This is a genomic window from Corynebacterium tuberculostearicum, from assembly GCF_022347385.1.
GTDB lineage: Bacteria > Actinomycetota > Actinomycetes > Mycobacteriales > Mycobacteriaceae > Corynebacterium > Corynebacterium tuberculostearicum_M.
Genome location: NZ_JAKRDT010000005.1, coordinates 130,481 through 150,999, shown reverse-complemented (window position 1 = coordinate 150,999; position 20,519 = coordinate 130,481). Strand labels below are relative to the sequence as shown.

Below are 20,519 nucleotides of genomic sequence, written 5' to 3'. Positions count from 1 at the left end.
ATACGCAGCGGTAAGATGCATCCCACATCTTTTAGCAGCTTGGCGTACCGACAGTCCGCTTCGGACTAGCTCTACAAGCTGGACAGCCTGGCTGCCGCGGCGATCAACTCGTTTGGCTTTATACACGACTGGCAATCCAAAGGCATGGCAAAAATTCAAAGCATGCCCGTAATGACAGCCAAGCTCACCAGCCGCCGAACGGACACTACGCCCACTGCCAACCAAGGCAACTAAGCCACGACGATCCGATTCAGACAACGAATGAAACGGGCCAACAACCCCAGACACAACAACACCCTCCTAAGGGAAAGTGTTGCAACGACCCTCTGAACTCAAGCTTGTGCCACAGATGCAAAATGCCCTCGCGTCCCTCCGCACCTTAGAGCTAACGGGGGAGGCGAGGGCGGCGTCGGCAAGCGTGTGCGTCTTGTCGCTTGCCTTGGCAAGCTTGGCCTCTTAGTCGAGGTAATCGCGCAGTACCTGGGAACGAGAGGGGTGGCGCAGCTTCGACATGGTCTTGGACTCGATCTGGCGAATGCGCTCGCGGGTAACGCCGTAGACTTGGCCGATTTCGTCTAAAGTGCGCGGCATGCCATCGGTCAAGCCGAAGCGCAGACGCACCACACCGGCTTCGCGCTCGGAGAGGGTGGTCAGCACGTCTTGGAGCTGATCCTGCAGCAAAGTGAAGGAGACAGCGTCGACCGCAATAACGGCTTCGGAGTCCTCGATGAAGTCACCCAACTGGGAGTCGCCTTCGTCGCCAATGGTTTGATCCAAGGAAATGGGCTCGCGGGCGTACTGCTGGATTTCGAGCACCTTTTCCTCGGTGATATCCATCTCCTTTGCCAGCTCCTGCGGGGTAGGCTCGCGGCCCAAGTCCTGCAGCAACTCGCGCTGGATACGGCCCAGCTTGTTGATGACCTCCACCATGTGGACCGGGATGCGGATGGTACGAGCCTGATCAGCCATGGCGCGGGTAATAGCCTGGCGGATCCACCACGTGGCGTAAGTAGAGAACTTATAGCCCTTGGTGTAGTCGAACTTCTCCACAGCGCGGATAAGTCCCAAGTTGCCTTCTTGGATGAGGTCCAAGAAAGCCATGCCGCGGCCGGTGTAGCGCTTTGCCAAGGAAACCACCAGACGCAGGTTTGCCTCCAACAGGTGGTTTTTGGCCTTGCGGCCATCGCGGGCGATGCTGCGCAGGTCGCGCTTTTCCATGGGGGAGAGCTTGGCGGCCTTATCGCCTTCGGCGCGGGCCTTTTCCATCTCATCCATGCGGTGCTGTGCGTACAGGCCAGCCTCGATGCGCTTGGCCAGGGAAACCTCTTGCTCGGCGTTGAGCAGGGCGACCTTACCAATCTGCTTGAGGTAGGCACGAACGGAGTCAGCAGAGGCAGTCAGCTGCGCATCCTTGCGTGCCTGACGCAGTGCAGCGGATTCTTCCTCGTCCCAGACGGAAGAGGAGTCTTCCTCTTCTTCCTCATCGTCGTCGTCCAAGTCCTCTTCGAGGTCATCGTCCTCGAGGTCTTCGCCGGCGTCGAAGTCATCATCGTCTTCGATGTCCGCATTGGTGGGATCGAAGTCGACGTCTTCGTCGTGCTCGTCCTCCTCGAGCTCCTCTTCTGCTTCCGGCTGTGCCTGCTTTTCGGACTCGGCTGGGGATTCCTGCTTCTTTGCCGCGGATTTGCGGACCGTCTTCTTAGTGGCCTTTTTGGCAGACTTCTTAGTGGTCTTCTTGGCCGACTTTTTGGCGGTCTTCTTCGCAGTCTTCTTGGCTGTTTTCTTAGCGGTCTTTTTGGCCGTCTTCTTAGCCGTCTTTTTCGCGGTTTTCTTTGCCGTCTTCTTGGCGGTCTTCTTTGCAGGAGTAGATGCCTCAGCGGCGTTTTCGCCCTCGCCGAGTGCCTGGTCTGAAGATTCAGTGGCTGCCACGTACGCCCTTTCGACTAACTTCTTGATTGAAACAGCTCAGTGCGCCCTGGTGGGGCGCTCGTGCATCAGTGTGATGTTAACGCGTTGTGGCCTTATGCAGGCCAGACACGCCCTAGAGCTATTTAACTTAGGATCGACCGCCCAGTATAGAGGATCTTTCCGATCTGCCGGTGGATAGGGTCACCTGTAGTGCGTAAATACTACGGTTTCAAACCGTCTACCGCCGCCATCGCAGCTCCGACAATTCCTGCGCGATTGCGCAGTTGTGCAGGCATGACGGGGGTTTCAATATCAAGGTGTGGGCCCCACTTTTCAAACTTGCGGGAAATCCCACCCCCGATGAGGAAGGCCTGCGGGTTGAAGAGCTTTTCATACTCCGCGAGGACCTTGTTGAGTCGCTTAGTCCACTGCTTGTATTTGAGTTCCTCGCGGTCCTTCACGGCCGAGGACGCAATTTTCTCAGCCTCGTCAGCGCCCACCGTGAGGTGCCCCAGTTCGGTATTAGGGAACAACTGGCCGTCTAGGAAGAAGGCCGAACCGATACCGGTGCCGAGGGTTAGGAAGATAACGGAGCCTTGCTTGGCGATGTCCTCTCCGTAGGCAACCTCGGCTAGTCCCGCCGCGTCGGCGTCGTTAAGCACGGCAAAATCCGCATCCAGGTAGTCCGCGAAGAGTTCTGTGGCGTTGACCCCAATCCAGTCCTTGGAAATATTTGCCGCAGTCTCGACTTCTTGGTTGCGAACCACGGAAGGAAGGGTGATGCCAACGGGGCCGTCCCACTGCTTTTCCTGCACGATTTGGGCTACTACCTTGGCAACATCATGCGGCGTAGACGGCTGTGGGGTGGCGATCTTCATGCGTTCACCCACGAATTCGCCGGTGGCAAGGTCCACCTCAGCGCCTTTAATGCCGGAGCCGCCGATATCGATGCCAAAGGAATGGCCAGAAAGAGTAGTCATGCCCGACAGTCTAGAAGAAGGCACAATAGTTGGCATGACTGAGCAGATCGATTTTCTCCAATTGCGGGATTTTGCCGTTTCTACCGCCACTCGCGCTGCGGAATTAATTACTACGCGGCGTGCAGAACTAGTCGCAGGTGACGGCATCGCGGCGCATACCCACACCAAGTCCAGCGACGTAGATCCCGTAACGGAGGTCGATACCGCGACAGAGGAGTTCATTGCCACCACCATCCGCACCCAGCGCCCCGGGGACGGAATTTTTGGCGAAGAAGGCGCCAATGTGGAATCGACCAGTGGAGTTACCTGGATTGTCGATCCGATTGACGGCACCGTGAATTTCCTCTACGGGGTGCCGGACTACGCCGTATCCATTGGTGCGGAATACCAAGGTCACCTCGTCGCTGGCGCGGTGGTCAACGTGGCGCGCGGGCGTACCTATGCTGCCGCAGCCGGCCAGGGCGCCACGGTCACCGGCCCAGACGGAATTGAGCACGTACTGCGGTGCGGCCAGACACAAGATCCTGCGTTGGCCTTGGTGGCCACCGGCTTTGGCTACGAAGCTGACCGGCGAGCAGCCCAAGCCGAGCTTCTCACCAAGCTCCTGCCTAATGTGCGTGATATTCGCCGCATCGGCGCTGCCGCGCTCGACCTATGCAGGGTGGCAGAGGGAACCGTTGATGCCTACTTTGAGCACGGCATCAATGCGTGGGACTTCGCTGCCGGGGCAATCATTGCTCGCGAGGCAGGTGCGGTAGTGCGCCATCCAGGCTTTGATAAAGGCTCTACTGACGGTGAACTCACCTGGGCCGCGGGGGCAGATTTGGCCCCCGCATTCGAAAAGCTTTTAGCAGCGCACAGAGCCACGGACGCGCTGCGGGGGTAATAGTTTCCCGCGCCGGCAAGCGGTGAGATGACATCTAGTCATTTGTGCTTTACTATGCGCGATCGATAAATACCCATTCCTTAAAGCAACTTGACCATTAGGGGCGTGCATTATGGCCACCGATTATGACGCACCGCGCCGGCGCGCGGAAGATGAACTCGAAACTGACTCCCTAGAAGGACTCAAAGCCGCTGAGAGCGATAACAACGGCATGGACGATGACGGAGAAATCGTCGAGGCCTTCCAGCCGCCATCAGTAGACCTTACGGGCGAGGAGCTAAATGTTGAGGTAGTTCCACGTCAGGAAAATGAGTTTACCTGTGGCTCGTGTTTCCTAGTGCAGTCCAATAAGCGTTACTCCCACGATGAGGACGGCCAGCCAATCTGCAAGGATTGCGCCTAAAGGAATACGAAGCAGAAACGAAACCCCGCACTTGGCAACTTTCTACGAGCCGAGTGCGGGGTTTGCTTTTGCAGCCACCAAAATTTCGGTGGTGTGCAAAGTCGTTAAAGATTAGTGCTGTTCCGGAACGAAAGCGTGGAGCAAAGCCTCCGGATCCTTCGAGGCGATGAGCCAATAAGGAGTATCGTCCTCTGGATCATCGAGCACCATCATGGCGTGCTCATCCACCCAAGCGTGGGAGACCAAAAACGCCGCGGGATCGAACTGTGGACCCAGCGCATTGCGCCGCGCAGATTTGGGAACGGTGATAGACCGCGACACGACGTCGTTAGGCAGTTGGGCGTCTTTGACCGTGAGCCAACGCGTTCCATCCGGGTCACGCTCTACCTTGATGACCGTATTGGACCAGGTAATAAGTACCCACACTGCGATAGCGCCAAGGAGGATCGCGGGAATAATGGTCCACCACATGGAGCGGTTAAGGCCGGCAGTAGCGGAAGTAAGTGCCACGATGGCGGCGGCAAATAGCCAAAAGTACCAAGGGACCCACTGGCGTTCGCGGTAGAGCACTTGAGAGTCCACCGTGCCCTGTGCCGAAGCGGCGCTTGACGGTGCCGGAGTTGCGGAAGTAGCAGATGTATCAGACACGTCTAGTCAGTCTAGACCACACGCGCCGCAGAATGAACCTCCCAAGGCAGGTAGGATTGGCCAGGTGACTGACTCGATTCCGCATTCTCAACCAGAAAGCCCCTTTGGGGACGTTAAAGTCAAGCGCCTGGATAAGGAGCTTCCGTTGCCGCACCGCGCCCACCGCGGTGACGCCGGTGCGGACCTCTATGCAGCCGAAGCTCTTACCCTGCAACCCGGCGAGCGCGCCCTCGTCGGCACCGGGATTGCCATTGCGCTGCCACTAGGAACGGTCGGCTTAATTCACCCGCGCTCCGGACTAGCCGCCAAGCAAGGGCTTTCTGTTGTCAATACCCCGGGCACGGTAGATGCCGATTACCGCGGGGAGATCAAGGTCTGCCTCATCAACCACGACCGGCACGCTCCCATTGAGATCGAACGCGGAATGCGCATCGCTCAGCTCGTGGTCCAGCGCGTAGAGCTGGTGGGGTTTGCTGAGGTTGAAGAGTTGGATGACACCGTCCGCGGAGCCGGCGGCTATGGCTCTACCGGTGTGTAGTTAAAGCAGTAGAGACTCAACGAGACTTTTAGAAAGGACGTAGCACCCATGGGAATCTGGCCCTTTGGCAAGAAGAACGACGAAGAAAAGAAGGCTCAGGAAAAGCCTGCAGCACAAAGCGAAAAGCCGGCGGACCCCACGTCCGCGGATGCAGAGGCGCAGGAGACCTATGCTCCAGTAGGCGACACCGCAGCAGATGCCGCGGCGGCTTCTGGCAATGAACCCCGCGAATTCGCCCATGATGCCATCAATGGTCAGACCGGCCCCTTTGATGGTGACTCCGTCGATATCGAGACGTTTGATTTCAGCGACTTTTCCATTGGCGTATTAGATCTGGGGTCCCTGCGCATCCCACTGCCAAAGGAATCCCAGGTACAGGTGGAAATGGGCGAACAAGGCCCTCGAATGCTGCACATCGTGACCAAGGTAGGCCGAATTACTCCAGTAGCCTTTGCCGCCCCACGTAAGCCAGGCCAGTGGGCAGAATCCGTGGAGGAAATTAAGGAGGGCATGAGCCGCGACGGACTTACCGTTACCACCGAGCCGGGGCCTTGGGGTGCTGAGGTCGTGGGCAAGAACGACAACGGCCAGGTCCGCGTTATCGGCGCAGATGGTCCGCGCTGGATGCTGCGCATGACCCTGGCCGCGCCGGCCGGTATGGAAACCGACCTTGCAGACATGGCCCGCGAGGTTGCCGCCCGTACCTTCGTCTACCGCGGAGAAGACCCCATCTTGGCAGGAAACGCTTTGCCAGTCATCATGCCCGAGCAGCTTGTCGAGCAGGTCAAGCAGGCTATGGACCAGCGTCAGCAAGAACAGCAGGCAGCCGCTAATGCTCAGCACCACCCAGAAAACGGCGTGGGCGGCCCCGACCCTGCGGCAGAAGCAGAGGCGGAACAACACCTGCGCGATTTGGGCGGTACCCCACAACAGAGTGAGAATGGATCGTCCCCGCAGAATCCCGATGAGGGATCTGCACCTAATTCCAAGAACTAGGCAAAGCAGTAAACCACGTGACACATTCTTCCTCGCCGCACCCTTCCCCGGACGCTAAGAACCTGGACTCTGAGGAGTCTGCTGCCGAACCCACCTTGCTGGAGCAGATGGGTGGCATATCAGGGCTCGTGTCGGCCACCTTGCCGGTCATTGTGCTGATTCCTGTCAATAATTTCTTTGGGCTGGGGCCAGCCTTGGCGGCGGCGCTCGGCGTGGCCGTTGTTATTGCACTCTGGAGGGTTGTCCGTAAAGAGACCCTGCAGCCGGCCATATCGGGTCTGCTGGGAGTGGCTCTTTGCGCTGCCATCGCCTGGTTTACCGGTGACGCCAAAGGGTATTTCTTGTACGGCATCTGGATGTCGTTGGCACTGTGCATTGCCGCGGTACTATCAATCCTCTTCCGGTGGCCCGCTGTGGGTGTCATCTGGAAGGGGATTAATGGCGAGGAAATGCAGTGGCAAAAGGTTGCTCAGGCGCGCCGGGCTTATGCCATCGCTACCGGCGGGTGGGCGGTCATCTTCCTGGCCCGCTTTGTTGTTCAGCGCGCCATTTATGATGCGGATGCAACCACTGCCTTAGGGGTGACCCGAATCCTGATGGGGTGGCCATTGACGCTTCTAGTTACGGCGCTGACCGTGTGGATGGTGCGCCGCGCGGATGCAGCCGTTGACGCAGCGGCGGGCACAGGTGAGCACACTAACGCAGAACGAGAACAAAAGTCTGAGGCAGAAAATGACTGAATCAACGATGAGCCGTGGCGATAGTCTTGAGGTCACCATTGACCGCATGGCGCACGGCGGGGAAGGAATTGGCCAGGCGCCGGATGGGCGAGTGGTATTCGTTCCTCGCGCTTTTCCCGGCGACGTCGTAAAAGCTACGGCCGGCCGTGTAAAGAAGTCGTTCATTAAAGCGGAACTGGAAAGCGTACTAAGCCCTGGGCCGCTGCGCGTGCCATCGTCTTGTCCCGCTGCCGCGCAGGGAGCAGGATGCTGCGATTTTGCCGAGCTGGATCCCGCGGCCGAAACCGGAATCAAGGCAGAGATCTTGTCGGAGCAGCTGCGCCGCACCGGCGTTGTCACCGGCGAGGAACTAAACATTGAGCAGCACACCCTAGAGCCGGTTCGGGGATGGCGCACGCGGGTGAGGTGGGGCGTCGACAAGCAAGGGCGCGCCGGAACCCGTCAGCGTCGGTCCAATGAGCTTGTTACGGGCGCTGCTTGTACGCAGCTGGCTCCGGGACTGGCAGAGGGGCTCGTTGGAGAGGGCGCGCGCCGATTTACCCCAGGCGCTGAGGTCATCGCCGTTCTCGATGGCGATGGCAACCGACACGTGGTAGAAACCCGCAAGGCCCCGCGCGGGCGCCGCGTGGAGACCATCCGTGAGGTGGTAGAAGGCAGCGGCAAGGTGCACGAGCATGTCGACGGGCGGACGTTTAGCTTTCCTGCTACCGCCTTCTGGCAGGCCCACAGTCACGCACCGGCCGCGTATACCGATCTGATAGCGGAGTGGCTCGGGGGCCGCGAGTACCAAGAGCACACCGCCTGGGATCTCTACGGTGGCGTTGGCCTCTTCGTTCCAGTATTGGCCCACGCCGTGCAGGGCAAGGTTATCTCCGTGGATTACTCACCAGCGGCTACGGCCGGGGAACAGGCCGGCCTGGCGGACTGCGATGTGGAAGTAAAGTCCGCGAAGGTCGAGCAAGTCGCCGCACAGCTTCCCAAGCCTGGCGCTGTAGTCCTTGATCCGCCGCGCACCGGAGCAGGGGAGGATGTGATTCGTTCCGTGGCGGCCGCTGCACCTCAGGCGGTCGTTCACGTGGGATGCGATCCCGCCACCTTCGCGCGCGACTTGGGATACTGGAATCAGCACGGATACGGAATAGAAAAGATGGCACTCATTAACGCGTTCCCCGGAACGCACCACTTTGAAACGATTGCTCTCATTACCCCTGCCTAATGAGCCTTTATAGCTCCGAGGCGGGGTGCGACAGGTTGCCGCGCCGTTCTCGGAACATTGACCGATATAATATTCACCGCCCGCCGCGGGTACGGTAGAAAAGAAGAACTAAGCACAGAAGGAGTTGAAGGCCGCTCCATGACTATCTTGGATACCATTAACTCGCCGCAGGACCTCAAGGCACTGTCTGCAGACAAGCTTGAGGAGCTGGCGGCAGAGATTCGGCAGCGCCTCATTGACAAGGTCTCCGTCACGGGCGGACATCTGGGGCCTAACTTGGGCGTGGTGGAATTGACCATTGCGTTGCACCGTGTATTTGATTCTCCGCGTGAGCCCATTATTTTTGACACTTCGCACCAGTCCTATGTGCATAAGATGTTGACTGGGCGCACGGATCAATTCGATACCTTGCGGCAAAAGGACGGCCTTTCGGGGTATACGGACCGCGGCGAGTCCGAACATGACTGGACCGAGTCCTCCCACGCTTCGGCGTCGCTGTCTACGGTTGATGGCTTGTCTAAGGCCTTCAAGATTCGCGGCGACGGTCACCGCAATGTCATCGGTGTTGTCGGCGATGGCGCCCTCACCGGCGGCATGTGCTGGGAGGCGTTAAATAATATCTCGGAGGACAAGGGCCGCAATGCGGTCATCGTGGTCAATGACAACGGCCGTAGCTATTCGCCCACTATCGGTGGCATTTCCGAAAACCTTGGCCGCATCCGCTCCCAGCACGGCTATGACGAGCTCATGGAGCAGGGCAAGCGCCGCCTGAAGCAAATGGGGTGGGTAGGCGAGCGTGCCTTTGATGCGTTGCACGCCATGAAAGAGGGCGTCAAGTCCACCGTCTTGCCTACCGAGATGTTCCCGGAATTGGGGATGAAGTACATCGGCCCCATCAATGGCCACAATATCGATAGCTTGGTGCATGCCCTGACTTATGCCCGCGATTATGACGGGCCCATCATTGTGCACGTGGTTACCGAAAAGGGCCACGGATTTGCCCCGGCTGTCAATGAGCCGAAGGACCAGATGCACTCTACCGGTGCTATCGATCCGGTCACCGGCGTGGCTAAGGGCACCAAGCAACCTGGTTGGACGGCTGCCTTTTCCGAAGAGCTAGTGGCCGCTGCCGAAAAGCGCGATGACATCGTGGCCATTACCGCTGCCATGGCCGGTCCTACTGGGCTCGCACCCTTCCAAGAGCGCTTCCCAGAGCGATTCTTTGATGTGGGAATTGCCGAACAGCACGCAATGACCTCTGCCTCTGGTTTGGCGCTCGGCGGGATGCACCCCGTCGTGGCGGTGTATTCCACCTTCTTAAACCGCGCCGTAGATCAGGTCATTATGGATATTGCGCTGCTAAAGCTGCCGGTAACCATCGTGCTTGACCGTTCCGGAGTTACCGGTTCCGATGGCGCTTCGCACAATGGCGTGTGGGATATGGCGCTCATGAGCATCGTGCCAGGAATGCATATTGCCGCCCCGCGCGATGGCGCGCGCCTGCGGGAGCTCTTCCGTGAGTCGTTAGAGATTGAATCTGGCCCGTCCGTGGTCCGCTTCCCTAAGGGCAACCTGCTGCCGGATATGGAAGCGGTGGATACGTTGGGAGATGGCGTAGACATCCTGCACTATGGCGAAGCCGATGCCGGCGAGCACACCCCAGAGGTGCTCATCGTGTCCATCGGTGCCATGTCCGCGCGCAGCATCGAGGCTGCGAAGCTGCTGGGCGAGCAGGGCGTGAACGTTACCGTTGTTGACCCGCGTTGGGTAGCGCCGGTGGCAAGCTCTGTGGTGGCTCTCGCCGCTGACCACGACTTGGTGGTTACGGCAGAAGACGGCCTTGTCCGCGGCGGTATTGGCTCCATGATTTCGGAAGCCCTCAGCGCAGCCGAAGTCGATACTCCTGTGCGCCGACTTGGCGTTCCGGGTTACTTCCCTAAGCACGGCTCCCGCGGCGAGGTTTTGGAAGAGTTCGGGTTGACGCCGGAGCTTATGGCGGCGTCGATAAGCGAGTGGCTAGAAAACCTCACCGCTGATGCCAACGCGCGAGGAGAAGAGAGCTAAACCTAGCCTGCTAAATATTCCTAGAAAGACCGTCCACGATAATCGGGGCGGTCATTTCTATTTGCCATTCGCGCGCGCCCTCCGCGCGGAGGAAGGCAGCGACGTCGCCTGGCTGCCGGATGGCGCCGGCGACAGAATCAGGTCCGCGGTGGCGCTTATCGGCGCGCACACCTACCTTCGCCCATACCGCTGCACGCAGAGCGGCAGGGCGGATAAGAAGCTCGGAAGGCATATTTAGTTCAGCAGCGAGATCGGCGATGTCCGCGCGGATAGTTTGGTAGATCTCCCATAGGTCCGGGTAGTCCTTGGCCCAGATGGTTTTGGAAGGAACCGGTTGTGGGGCGCGATGGACCCGAGGCCGCTGCTGCGGGGGAACGGCGCGCGCCTGGTTAAGTACAGCCATCCACCGGGCGGTCGCGCCCTTGCGCCGGCGGGGAAATCCCTTGACTCGGGCAAGATCGCCGGCGGTGGTGGGAAGGGCGCGCGCAATTTCTACCAGCGTTTTATTCGCTAATACCCGGCCGGGCGCAGTGTCCGTGCGCCGAGCGATAGCGTCGCGCTTAAACCACAGCGCTCGAGCAGCAGCGAGCTGACTGCCGCTGCGCAAACTGGAGATGCCCTTCAGATCGCGCCACGTGTGCGGCTGGGGAGCGAAGTCTCCGGAATGTTCTTGGACTATGGCGGAAAATTCCTCTAAAGCCCAGTCCATCTTGTCTTGTTCTGCCAGAATGTCGCGCAGGGCTTCGGCTAGCTCGAGGAGCAGCTCCACATCGAGCGCGGCGTATGCCTTGAGTTCCTCGCTGAGCTGCGGGGCGGACCAGTCGGCGTCGCCGTAGCCCTTTTCCAATTCGACGTCAAAAAGCTCTGCGACCATAGTGCCCAGATTGGGCCGTTCAAATCCCGCGAGCCGCGCCGCCAGTTCCGTGTCAAAGATGGAGCCAGGAAAAAGACCGAGCCACCCGAGACAAGGCAAATCCGAATGGGCGGCGTGAATAATCCACTCCGTGCCGTTGATCACTGGGGCAAGGGCGGCCGTGAGCTCCTCGCGGTGGCCCTCAGGGGCAAAAAGCATCGTGCCCGCGCCGCGGCGGCGAATTTGCACTACGAAGGCTCGATCATCGTAGCGATAGCCGGAGGCGCGCTCGGTATCGATGGCAAAGGGGCCCGTACCCGCGGCGAGGCGGGCTGCGGCAGCGGTGAATTCCTCCGGGGTGGCAAGAACCGGCGGGATGCCCTCGAGCGGCCGGCTGCGCAATTCTGGCATATTAGCGGCCGAGCTCGGTAACGCCCTCAGGGGGTAGTCCGGCAACGTTGGCCAATACCTGGGCAAAGGCCTCCACGTGGGGTGCGAGATCGAGGCCTTCGGCAGTCCACGAAGCGCGCATTTCGATCTGGTAGGCGCGCGGTGGCCCACCGATCTCGCCAAAACGCACGGACGCGGTGGAGGTGACGGTGCCGCCCAAATTGGTGTGGTCGGCCCCTTCCTTTTCCAAGCCTTCATTGAGCCATTGCCACGCCACATCAGGCAAGAGCGGGTCGCCGGCCACGGCATCGTCCATATCCGCCTGAATATAGGCCACAAGGCGCATGGCGCCCTCCCAAGCTTCCTCAGCGCCCGGATCGTGGAGCAGGATGAGGCGGCCAAAGGCGTCGCCCTCTGCATCGGTGGGCACGATATCCGGGTCGTCTTCGTTTCCCACCTCGAGGCCGATTGCGTGGCTAAACGGCGCAAGGCGTTGCGGTGGGCGAATGGAGCCTAGGGTGATCTCAGGGCGCAGGTCGGCCGCGTGCATGGACTCCACTGCTTGGGTGAAAGCGGCGGGGGTAGCTGGCTCGTGGCTTTCCGCCTGCCCGTGCAAAGGGGTGGGGGCGGAGGCCTCGGCGCTGCGTGGGGTGGTCGATTCGGAATTGCTCACGACGTTCAAGCTATAGTTTCGCGGCCTCTAGCTGGGGGAGGCGCGCCGATGCGCGGGCGTGTCGTCCTCCTTAAGGCCGAGAAGTGACAAGGTTTCATATCCAACTTATGATGGATATGTTCGTTAACCCAAAGGCTTCTGCAAAGGAGAACGCAATGGCGAAGCTTGACTACAAGGAACTCAACGCGGTTCAGCAATATTCCCAGCACGCAGTTTTTAAGGTGATCCCGGGCGCGCTCGGCACCGAGCGAGCGGAGATCATCGCCCAAGCGCAGGAGTTCTTTGCCGGCGTGGAAAAGGCCGGAAAGGTAACGGTGCGCGGCATTTACGACCTCACGGCTATGCGCGATTCCGCCGACTTCATGATCTGGTGGCACGCCGAGGAATTCTCTGACCTACAAAAGGTCTTCGGGGATTTCCGCCGCGAGACCACCCTGGGCCAGGTAAGCGAAGTGACCTGGGTGGGCAATGCCTTGCACCGTCCGGCAGAGTTCAATAAGTCCCACCTGCCCTCCTTCATCATGGGCGAGGAGCCCAAGGAGTGGATCTCGGTATACCCCTTCGTGCGCTCTTATGACTGGTACACCATGGAGGATGAAAAGCGCCGCCGCATCCTCATGGAGCACGGTATGCAGGCGCGCGACTACCCCGATGTGCGTGCAAATACCGTCCCAGCCTTTGCCCTGGGTGACTACGAGTGGATTTTGGCCTTCGAGGCGGATGAGCTCCACCGCATCGTCGACCTGATGTACCTGATGCGCTACACCGAGGCCCGCCACCACGTGCGCGAGGAGATTCCTTTCCACACCGGTCGCCGCGTCAAGGACGTAGCAGAGCTCATCGCAGTTCTGCCCTAAAAGTAACGCCGCCCAGCAGTAGCCCTGCTTGGCGACGTCCTCACTTAGCCGCGCCCCGTCACTAGCCTGCACGTTAGGCTGCTGACGGGGCGCGCTTTCTTGTGCATGCCCCCTTAGGCGGTGCCATCTTCTACCGGCTTTTCCTCCAAGTCCAGGCAGATGGAGTTGATGCAATAGCGCAAGTCGGTGGGGGTATCGTAGCCCTCACCCTCAAAGACGTGCCCCAGGTGAGATTCGCAGTTGGCACACAGAACCTCTACGCGGCGCATGCCTAGCGAATTGTCTTCGCGCTCAATGATTTTGTCCCCTGCGAGTGGGGAGAAAAAGGAAGGCCAGCCGCAGTGAGACTCAAACTTTTCCGTAGAGCGGAAAAGCTCCGTTCCACACGCGCGGCAAGAATAGACCCCCTCGGTGGTGGTATTGGTGTACTCGCCTACGTGGGGCGGCTCGGTGCCGGCTTCGCGCAGGACGTAGTATTCCTCGGGACTTAAGCGCTGGCGCCATTCGGTATCGGCAATGAGCTTGAAATCGGTCATGGGCCGAGTCTAAACCGTGCTGCGCGCGGCACGCCACCAGCCGGCAACCGTAGCGAAAATTGCGACGATAAGCAGCGCCCATCCCGCCGTGGCCGTGAAAAAATTCATCCACCGACCAGCATCCGGGTGCGCTGTAGACGCCCAGGAAACGGGAGCCAAATAGAGAAAGGCCGCAAACCACGCACCCGCAGAATGGAAAACCGAACGCTTGAGCACCACGGTAAACATCAATGGGAATAGCCACATGGAGTAATACTGTTGTCCAAGGGAAGACAGGAAGAAGATACCCACCATGATCGCCCCGCTGGTCGTCAGTGCCCACAAGATCGGGTCGGAGTTGCGCCAGCGCAAAAGCCCGAGAATCGCTGCGGCCGAAAGCGCGGCAAATACCAACCACACGGTCCAATACAGTCCCGCGCCAAAGTCAACGTAGGCGTGGAAGCCTGCCCAGGAAGAATTGGCATAGTCACGGGTTTCCGAGAGGTAGGGCAGGAGGTTATCCACAAAGCCGCTAGCGTCCGGCACGAGCGGCCACGCTAGCAGGTTGAGTACTACCGGTACGCTGATGCCGGTCGCGAGACTGCGCCACTGCAGCTTGACCAAGGGCAGGAATAGCAACGGCGCAAATTGCGGCTTAATGACGATGGCCAAGCCAATGACTACGCCTGCCACCCAGCCCATCCATGGGGTGCGCTCGGCGCGCACGAAGGCCCACAAGAACCCGGCCATGCACAGCAAGAGAATGCCGTTGATATTGGTAAATGCGAGCGTATTGGTCACCGATTCGGTGACAAAGGCCAAAGCGATGGATACTGGCCACACTGCCGAAGTAAGTGTGCGGCCCACCGCAAGGGTGAGCACCGCTAGCGCTGCCACGATTGCAGCCGCGTTGGCGACGATGAATAGTCCCCGTGCTAGCGAAAAATCGATGTGTGCTAGCGGTGCGAGCAGTAGCGTGGCTCCCGGGGTATACAGGTACAGCGGGTCAACGTGGTTATAAGCCTGCTCGTAGACCGGCTGGCCAGTGGACATGCGTGCCACAGCGTTATACACGGTGGTGAAATCATCCGTCGGCGTGCCATTGCGCGCGATGATGAACACGCGATGCACAATAAGCAGGATGGCCACGGGCCAGGCGGCGGCATTGATTCGGGAATTCACGGCCCCTTAGTCTACGGCCTAGCGGGCGCGGGAATACCGCAGAAACACCGTCCCATCCTGATCGGCCGCGACATTTTCTAACTGCATGCGGCGATGGGAATGCTCGCCCTTAAAGGTCGCCATGGGAGTTTCCACACCAGTGGATAGATGTGGGTCCAGGGTCAGATACATCTGGTCGATGGCATCGACATCTACCAACTGCCCAATCATTCCTGGCCCGCCCTCGCAGAGCACGCGCTTAAACCCGCGGTCCTTTAAGACGGAAATGTAGTCCTGCGCGGTTCCTTCGCCAGCATCGCAGACTTCCGCGCCTGTGGATTCGATGGTCGCGATGCGCTTTGCGAGCTCTTGATTGTCCCGGCTGCTATGGGGGATCAGGATGATGGGAGGGGTAGTAAAATCCGTGAAGAAGTCCGAGGTGATATCGAAATCAAGGCTGCGGGAAGGCACGGCAATAGGGGCCGGCCGCGAACCATCCCCGTTAGGTTTTACTCCGGAGTAGTCCTCTGCGCGCACCGTTTGCGCACCCACCAACACGACGTCTGCCCAATTACGTAGGGCAGCAAAAAGCTCCCCATCAGTGTCATTTCCCATGTCTTCGGATACATGGTTCATGGTCGCCGATCCTGTTAGCGTGCTGACCATATTTGTGCGGACGGTGAATGCATTACCGGAATCGGGGCCCAATAGCGAAGAGATATCCATGCCTTCCCAGCCTAGTCAAGGCACCAGATGCCCAGCACGGCACAGCGAAGGATAGAACCACAGGAGAGGGGCTTACACCAGGCGGATGAGGATTACGCCGACCAAAATCACTGCAATACCGGCTACCTGGCGCATTGCTACGCGGGCGCCTCGCAGACGATCGATCAGCACGGAGCCCAACATGGAACCAAGAAGGGTTGCCACCACAGTAAGCCCAGCGCCAATCTGCGGCACTAAGGCCGCGTTGCCAAAGACAAACATGGCTCCCAATGTGCCGCCTGTCCACATCCACCAGGGGTTAGCCTTTCCCTCAGGACGCTCAATGCGAGGGCGCCAGCGCAAAACAATATTGAGCATTACGAGCGTGGAAACGCCAATGCTAAAAGACACCAAAGCCGCACTAACGGGCGACCCGGTAATCTGGCCCAGGTGGCCGTTAATGGCGGATTGGCTTGCAGTAAAGCAGCCAAAGACAAAGCCTGCGAGGCGCCAAAGCCACAACGCCATAGCGCTGTCTCCTTGCTTCGTCGGCGCGCCGGGGCTGGCGACGATAGAAATCACTCCACCGAGGACAATTAGTGCCCCAAGGGCGCGAATCAGGGAAAGTGGGGAAGTGGGGGAGGCAAACATCCCAAAGTGGTCGATGACAAGGCCCATCATGATTTGGCCCGCGATGGGAAGGACTACGGTCTGGACCGCACCCAGATGAGGAAACAACAGGATATTTCCAGTAAGCGCAACCACGCCGAGCAGACCACCGAACCAAATCCACAGCGGTTCCCCAAAGGCGCGGGAAATGCCAAACTCGCCGCCGGTGACGGCTGTCGCGATGACAAGCAACGTCATCGTGCCCACGGCAAACGAGATGAGCGAAGAGGAAAACGGCGTGCCAGTAGATGCGCGCAGGCGCGTATTAACCAGGGTCTGAACGGGCAGAACGAGTCCGGCGAAAATGCCTAAGAGAATCCACAACACGTCGGGACACTTTACAGACATATAAAGAAACCCGCCCAAGCTCCTATGGAGGGGAGCGATGGACGGGAAATAGTGGTCCTAACTGGGATTGAACCAGTGACCTTTCCGGTGTGAACGGAACGCTCTCCCACTGAGCTATAGGACCTTGCGGTCGCTAAATCTACACCGCACCAAATTCAAACACCTAATTGGCTGGGCAGGAGTGCGCATCAAGGGGAGGTGGCCTGCGGTCCACTGTCTTGGGAGAATCACACCAGTGTGTTTTGGGATGGCTCGAATGTGAAAAATCGGTGCCAGAAAGAATGCCGCTGGGCTGGGGATTTGGAAACTGGCGCGGAGCACGATAATGTTTCTTCTCGCACCGCAACGGTACAAAGTTTGCGGGGCAATGCGGATGTAGCGCAGTTGGTAGCGCATCACCTTGCCAAGGTGAGGGTCGCGAGTTCGAGTCTCGTCATCCGCTCCACGCTTTTCTAAGGGTTCGCCTGTGAAGAGTGATTCTAAATGAATAGCGCGCGATTAGCTCAGTGGGAGAGCGCTTCCCTGACACGGAAGAGGTCACTGGTTCAATCCCAGTATCGCGCACAAGGACTTTGTCCTAGAAACCGGGCCTGGTTTCGCATGCGGATGTAGCGCAGTTGGTAGCGCATCACCTTGCCAAGGTGAGGGTCGCGAGTTCGAGTCTCGTCATCCGCTCCAGCACTGTATTGTGTGAGGCGGTATCGCCACGGTGGAATGGCCGAGTGGTGAGGCAACGGTCTGCAAAACCGTGCACACGGGTTCGATTCCCGTTTCCACCTCAACTTCTTAATGCCTTCGGGCATTAAGCGCGATTAGCTCAGTGGGAGAGCGCTTCCCTGACACGGAAGAGGTCACTGGTTCAATCCCAGTATCGCGCACGAGAGTCCTCTTTGGGACTCTGCAACAAACTCCGGTTTGTTATGCGGATGTAGCGCAGTTGGTAGCGCATCACCTTGCCAAGGTGAGGGTCGCGAGTTCGAGTCTCGTCATCCGCTCAGGTGAGCCGCCCTAGAAATAGGGTGGCTTTTCGCATGTCTAGCTAGGATCGCAGGGTGACCAGCTGTTAGTTGCAGTAGCCACAGTGGAAGGGGTAGCGATGTCACGCAATGTTTTAGTTCCGCTACTGGTGGGTGCCTCAGGCTGCCTGTCACTCTTGGTAGGAAGCGCACTATTTGCTGTGGGGCTATCGGAGGCGGATATCGGTGGCAATTCCGGTAACGCGATTTGGCCCTGCGCTCTCATCGTTGCAGGTACGGTTTCGATAGTCACTGCCTTGATGCTGACTGGTCCTGCATTTGAAAGCAGGCGGCTGGGGAATGCTGAGGGAGCCAGCTCCAATCATTGAGTTGACATTCCTTAAATAGTGATAAATGCCTCTTTTTATTCAAGGCAGGGAACTTGTGCGCACTACAGCCCGACATATGACTCGACGCGCTGCTTATCGCGATTGCCGCTCCGGCAAACCGCGCGGCTAGTATGTCTGACAATTCAACTTGTGCATTTTCAACACAAAAGGAGCTATCTATGGGCTACCGCGTACCTTGGCTGCGCCGCACGGCGGCAGCAGTCGGCACTGCATCACTGGTTTTGGGCGGGTCGATGCCGGCCGCCTTCGCGCACGATTCCGTTATTGGCGGTTCGGTCAAAGACGGCGACCAACTCGACGAGTTTCCGAAGGAAATCACCCTCGAGTTTTCTGGTATCCCCAAAGAAGACTTCAATACCTTTGCCGTGACCAACGCGGATACTGGTGAGAAACTCTTTAGCCAGGAACCAAAGCTCCATGAGCGGGATCTCACCATTGAAACCCCAGCGGATATCCATCCTGGGCCGGGTAATTACCAGGTGGGTTTCCAGATCACGTCTTCGGACGGACACGCTACCCGCGGGGGAGTGGAATTTTCCGTCAAGGGTGACTCCACCGAGAGCACCGAGGCGGCTGAAGCTGATTCGGCGTCCCAGGATGGCGATGAGGGCCTACCGACCGCGCTGAAAATCATCCTGGGTGTGGGCGGCGTTTTGGCAATTGCCGCAGTAGTCGCCCTATTTATTGGCAAGTCTCGTCGCATTGACTCGGAAGGTGAAAAATAATGTCCAAGATCGTGAATCTCGCCGTTGCGGGTCTGACTGTAGCCAGTCTCGCCCTGGCCGGGTGCTCCCCACAGAACCAAAATGACTCCACCGAGTCGAAGGCGGATGCCACCACCAGCGCGGCGGAGAAGTCCTCCTCCGCCGCAGCCGAGGACCTAACCTTCGAAGATGCCGTCGTGCGCGCCAATGAGGACAAGGACATGACTGCCATTTTTGGCACCTTGGTGAACCACACCGATAAGGACATTGCCATCACCGGATTTTCCACCAGCCTTAACGCCAAGGTGAATCAGATCCATGAGACTGTCGACGGCAAGATGCAAGAAATGTCGAGCCCGTTGGTAGTTAAAGCCGGCGAGTCCCACGAACTGGCACCAGGCGGTGACCACTTCATGCTCATGGAAATGGAAAACCACATCGCTCCCGGCGAATCCCTTGACCTCACGGTGAAACTGGAAGGCGGCGAAGAGCTCGATCTGGGCGAGATTCAAACGCGCAGCATGCCCGCGGGCGATGAGGACTATGGCGATATGGAAGGCCACGATATGTCCCACATGGAGCACGGGGATATGGAGCACAACATGAAGGGCCACGACCACTAGTCATGTCGGAATTCAGCAGAAGGGGATTTCTTACCGGCGCTGCGGTATCGACTAGCGCCTTCGCGTTGGCAGGCTGCAATAACCAGGGTTCTTCCCCGGGTGCTGAGGCCCAGGAGCAGCCTGCGCTTGCCGACGCCCTCGTGGCCTTCGATGGCGACCATCAAGCGGGTATCGCTACCGCAGCGCAGGCCCACCTGAATTTGGTGGGGTTTGACCTTAAAAGGGGCGTCGACAAGCGGGGGTTTGCCAGCCTGATGAAATTGTGGACCGAGGACGCCCGGGCACTGTGTACGGGGGAGGCGCCGCTAGGCACCCTGGAGCCGGAAATGGTTGAACAGCCCGCCAACTTGACCATCACCTGTGGTCTAGGCCAGAAGGTTTTCTCCCTGCTCGGCGTGGAGAAACCACACTGGCTGGGAGATGTGCGTTCCTTTAAGCGTGATGAGCTGCAACGACAATGGGGACAAAGCGATATAGTCCTCCAGATTTGCTGCGATGATCCGCTGATGAACACTTATGCGCTGCGCCACATGGTGCGAGCCGGCGAACACTATGCCAGCGTGAAGTGGCTTCAGCAAGGATTTATTAATGCCTTTGGCAGCCACGAAAAGGGCGCTACCGCGCGCAATATGTTCGGGCAAAAGGACGGAACCGTTAATCCGCGCAGCGAGGAAGATTTTGCAGCCCAAGTGTGGATCGATGAAGGGCCGAAGTGGGCGCAAGGGGGAACGGCGATGGTAGTGCGTCGCATTCGCATGAACGTGGATACGTGGGAGAAGCTGGATCGCTCCTCCCGCGAAAATGCGGTGGGCCGCAAGCTTGACACCGGCGCCCCGCTTACCGGTGAAGAAGAATTTGATGCTGCAGATTTCGATACGGTAGATGACTACGGCTTGCCGGTAATTGATAAAAACTCGCACATGGCCGTGGCCGCGCCACCTGCTGATCATCCGGAGCAACGCATCCTGCGCCGGCCGTATAACTATGAGCTGGCCCCCGATGGCAAGGATGGGCAGCTTTCCAATATCGGCCAGGTTTTCATCTGCTACCAGCAGGATCCTACCAAGCAATTCGAGCCTATCCAGGCCCGTTTGGATAAATCTGACCTGATGAATGAGTGGCTGACCCATATTGGCTCCGCTATGTATTTCTGCCCGCCGGGCACCCGCGATGCCGATGGGCGTGAATCATGGTGGGCGAAATCGCTTTGCGAGCATGCAGGGTTGTAGAATAGCTATCCGTAAATTTAAATAGCGGACGCGGCCAGGTATGCCGC

Annotated in this window: 20 protein-coding genes and 7 tRNA genes; 17 read left to right on the top strand and 10 right to left on the bottom strand. The window is 58.8% G+C overall.

The features are described from left to right. Positions 1-456: 456 nt before the first annotated feature. Entirely contained in the window at positions 457-1,929 is a 1,473-nt protein-coding gene (locus tag MHK00_RS04520) for an RNA polymerase sigma factor (protein WP_005325028.1), read from the bottom strand. 200 nt (positions 1,930-2,129) lie between these two features. Further along, entirely contained in the window at positions 2,130-2,888 is a 759-nt protein-coding gene (gene ppgK, locus MHK00_RS04515; RefSeq protein ID WP_250410664.1) for a polyphosphate--glucose phosphotransferase, read from the bottom strand. Between ppgK and MHK00_RS04510 the strand changes: the two genes are divergently transcribed. Further along, on the top strand, positions 2,887-3,774 hold the full coding sequence (locus MHK00_RS04510) for an inositol monophosphatase family protein (RefSeq protein ID WP_250410663.1): 888 nt from the start codon (positions 2,887-2,889) through the stop codon (positions 3,772-3,774). The two genes, ppgK and MHK00_RS04510, sit on opposite strands and share 2 nt — an antisense overlap. A gap of 112 nt (positions 3,775-3,886) precedes the next feature. Then, positions 3,887-4,177: a DUF4193 domain-containing protein gene (locus tag MHK00_RS04505; RefSeq protein WP_250410661.1), complete on the top strand. Its 291-nt coding sequence runs from the start codon at positions 3,887-3,889 to the stop codon at positions 4,175-4,177. A gap of 111 nt (positions 4,178-4,288) precedes the next feature. Here MHK00_RS04505 and MHK00_RS04500 read toward each other — a convergent pair whose 3' ends face one another. Next, entirely contained in the window at positions 4,289-4,825 is a 537-nt protein-coding gene (locus MHK00_RS04500; RefSeq protein ID WP_371744439.1) for a DUF3093 domain-containing protein, read from the bottom strand. A gap of 64 nt (positions 4,826-4,889) precedes the next feature. Between MHK00_RS04500 and dut the strand changes: the two genes are divergently transcribed. The 5 genes from dut (at position 4,890) to dxs (ending at position 10,379) form a co-directional block, all read left to right on the top strand. Continuing rightward, positions 4,890-5,363, top strand: coding sequence for a dUTP diphosphatase (gene dut, locus MHK00_RS04495; protein WP_250410659.1), 474 nt, complete (start codon positions 4,890-4,892; stop codon positions 5,361-5,363). A gap of 48 nt (positions 5,364-5,411) precedes the next feature. Further along, positions 5,412-6,359: a DUF3710 domain-containing protein gene (locus MHK00_RS04490; RefSeq protein WP_250410657.1), complete on the top strand. Its 948-nt coding sequence runs from the start codon at positions 5,412-5,414 to the stop codon at positions 6,357-6,359. 17 nt (positions 6,360-6,376) lie between these two features. Beyond that, complete coding sequence (locus MHK00_RS04485) at positions 6,377-7,099, top strand: DUF3159 domain-containing protein (protein WP_005328556.1); 723 nt, start codon at positions 6,377-6,379, stop codon at positions 7,097-7,099. Beyond that, a complete protein-coding gene (locus MHK00_RS04480; RefSeq protein WP_250410655.1) occupies positions 7,092-8,315 on the top strand; it encodes a class I SAM-dependent RNA methyltransferase in 1,224 nt (407 codons plus the stop codon). The genes MHK00_RS04485 and MHK00_RS04480 overlap by 8 nt, the downstream gene beginning before the upstream one ends. 138 nt (positions 8,316-8,453) lie before the next feature. Beyond that, positions 8,454-10,379 (top strand): 1-deoxy-D-xylulose-5-phosphate synthase, encoded by a 1,926-nt coding sequence (gene dxs / locus MHK00_RS04475; protein WP_250410653.1) that lies wholly within the window; start codon positions 8,454-8,456, stop codon positions 10,377-10,379. 10 nt (positions 10,380-10,389) lie between these two features. On the opposite strand, the gene MHK00_RS04470 is transcribed toward dxs, so the two are convergent. Beyond that, complete coding sequence (locus MHK00_RS04470; protein ID WP_250410652.1) at positions 10,390-11,643, bottom strand: HRDC domain-containing protein; 1,254 nt, start codon at positions 11,641-11,643, stop codon at positions 10,390-10,392. A 1-nt stretch (position 11,644) separates the two neighbouring features. Further along, positions 11,645-12,304 (bottom strand): DUF3000 domain-containing protein, encoded by a 660-nt coding sequence (locus MHK00_RS04465; protein ID WP_200435691.1) that lies wholly within the window; start codon positions 12,302-12,304, stop codon positions 11,645-11,647. 146 nt (positions 12,305-12,450) lie between these two features. Between MHK00_RS04465 and hemQ the strand changes: the two genes are divergently transcribed. Further along, complete coding sequence (gene hemQ, locus MHK00_RS04460) at positions 12,451-13,152, top strand: hydrogen peroxide-dependent heme synthase (RefSeq protein ID WP_200435690.1); 702 nt, start codon at positions 12,451-12,453, stop codon at positions 13,150-13,152. 113 nt (positions 13,153-13,265) lie between these two features. Here hemQ and msrB read toward each other — a convergent pair whose 3' ends face one another. The 5 genes from msrB to MHK00_RS04435 form a co-directional block, all read right to left on the bottom strand. After that, entirely contained in the window at positions 13,266-13,688 is a 423-nt protein-coding gene (gene msrB, locus MHK00_RS04455) for a peptide-methionine (R)-S-oxide reductase MsrB (RefSeq protein WP_005325013.1), read from the bottom strand. Positions 13,689-13,697: 9 nt separating this feature from the next. After that, a complete protein-coding gene (locus MHK00_RS04450) occupies positions 13,698-14,849 on the bottom strand; it encodes a glycosyltransferase family 87 protein (protein ID WP_250410651.1) in 1,152 nt (383 codons plus the stop codon). Positions 14,850-14,867: 18 nt separating this feature from the next. Continuing rightward, complete coding sequence (locus MHK00_RS04445) at positions 14,868-15,554, bottom strand: pyrimidine reductase family protein (RefSeq protein ID WP_250410649.1); 687 nt, start codon at positions 15,552-15,554, stop codon at positions 14,868-14,870. Positions 15,555-15,626: 72 nt separating this feature from the next. Then, positions 15,627-16,529 carry a DMT family transporter gene (locus tag MHK00_RS04440; protein WP_250410647.1) on the bottom strand — a complete coding sequence of 301 codons (903 nt, stop codon included), beginning with the start codon at positions 16,527-16,529 and terminating at the stop codon, positions 15,627-15,629. Positions 16,530-16,602: 73 nt separating this feature from the next. Beyond that, positions 16,603-16,674, bottom strand: a tRNA-Val gene (locus MHK00_RS04435). Positions 16,675-16,919: 245 nt separating this feature from the next. Between MHK00_RS04435 and MHK00_RS04430 the strand changes: the two genes are divergently transcribed. From MHK00_RS04430 to MHK00_RS04390, 9 genes are all read left to right on the top strand, one after another. Beyond that, a tRNA-Gly gene (locus tag MHK00_RS04430) sits at positions 16,920-16,995 on the top strand. Between the two features lie 47 nt (positions 16,996-17,042). Continuing rightward, positions 17,043-17,114: transfer RNA gene (locus tag MHK00_RS04425), tRNA-Val, on the top strand. Between the two features lie 38 nt (positions 17,115-17,152). Further along, a tRNA-Gly gene (locus tag MHK00_RS04420) sits at positions 17,153-17,228 on the top strand. A gap of 30 nt (positions 17,229-17,258) precedes the next feature. Continuing rightward, positions 17,259-17,329, top strand: a tRNA-Cys gene (locus tag MHK00_RS04415). 27 nt (positions 17,330-17,356) lie between these two features. Further along, positions 17,357-17,428 (top strand) — tRNA-Val (locus MHK00_RS04410). A 44-nt stretch (positions 17,429-17,472) separates the two neighbouring features. Beyond that, positions 17,473-17,545: transfer RNA gene (locus MHK00_RS04405), tRNA-Gly, on the top strand. A gap of 529 nt (positions 17,546-18,074) precedes the next feature. Then, positions 18,075-18,641: a copper resistance CopC family protein gene (locus tag MHK00_RS04400; protein WP_250410645.1), complete on the top strand. Its 567-nt coding sequence runs from the start codon at positions 18,075-18,077 to the stop codon at positions 18,639-18,641. Continuing rightward, positions 18,641-19,243: a copper chaperone PCu(A)C gene (locus tag MHK00_RS04395; RefSeq protein ID WP_250410644.1), complete on the top strand. Its 603-nt coding sequence runs from the start codon at positions 18,641-18,643 to the stop codon at positions 19,241-19,243. Before MHK00_RS04400 ends, MHK00_RS04395 begins: the two co-directional genes overlap by 1 nt. A 2-nt stretch (positions 19,244-19,245) precedes the next feature. Then, on the top strand, positions 19,246-20,472 hold the full coding sequence (locus MHK00_RS04390; protein ID WP_250410642.1) for a Dyp-type peroxidase: 1,227 nt from the start codon (positions 19,246-19,248) through the stop codon (positions 20,470-20,472). The last annotated feature ends 47 nt before the right edge of the window (positions 20,473-20,519 follow it).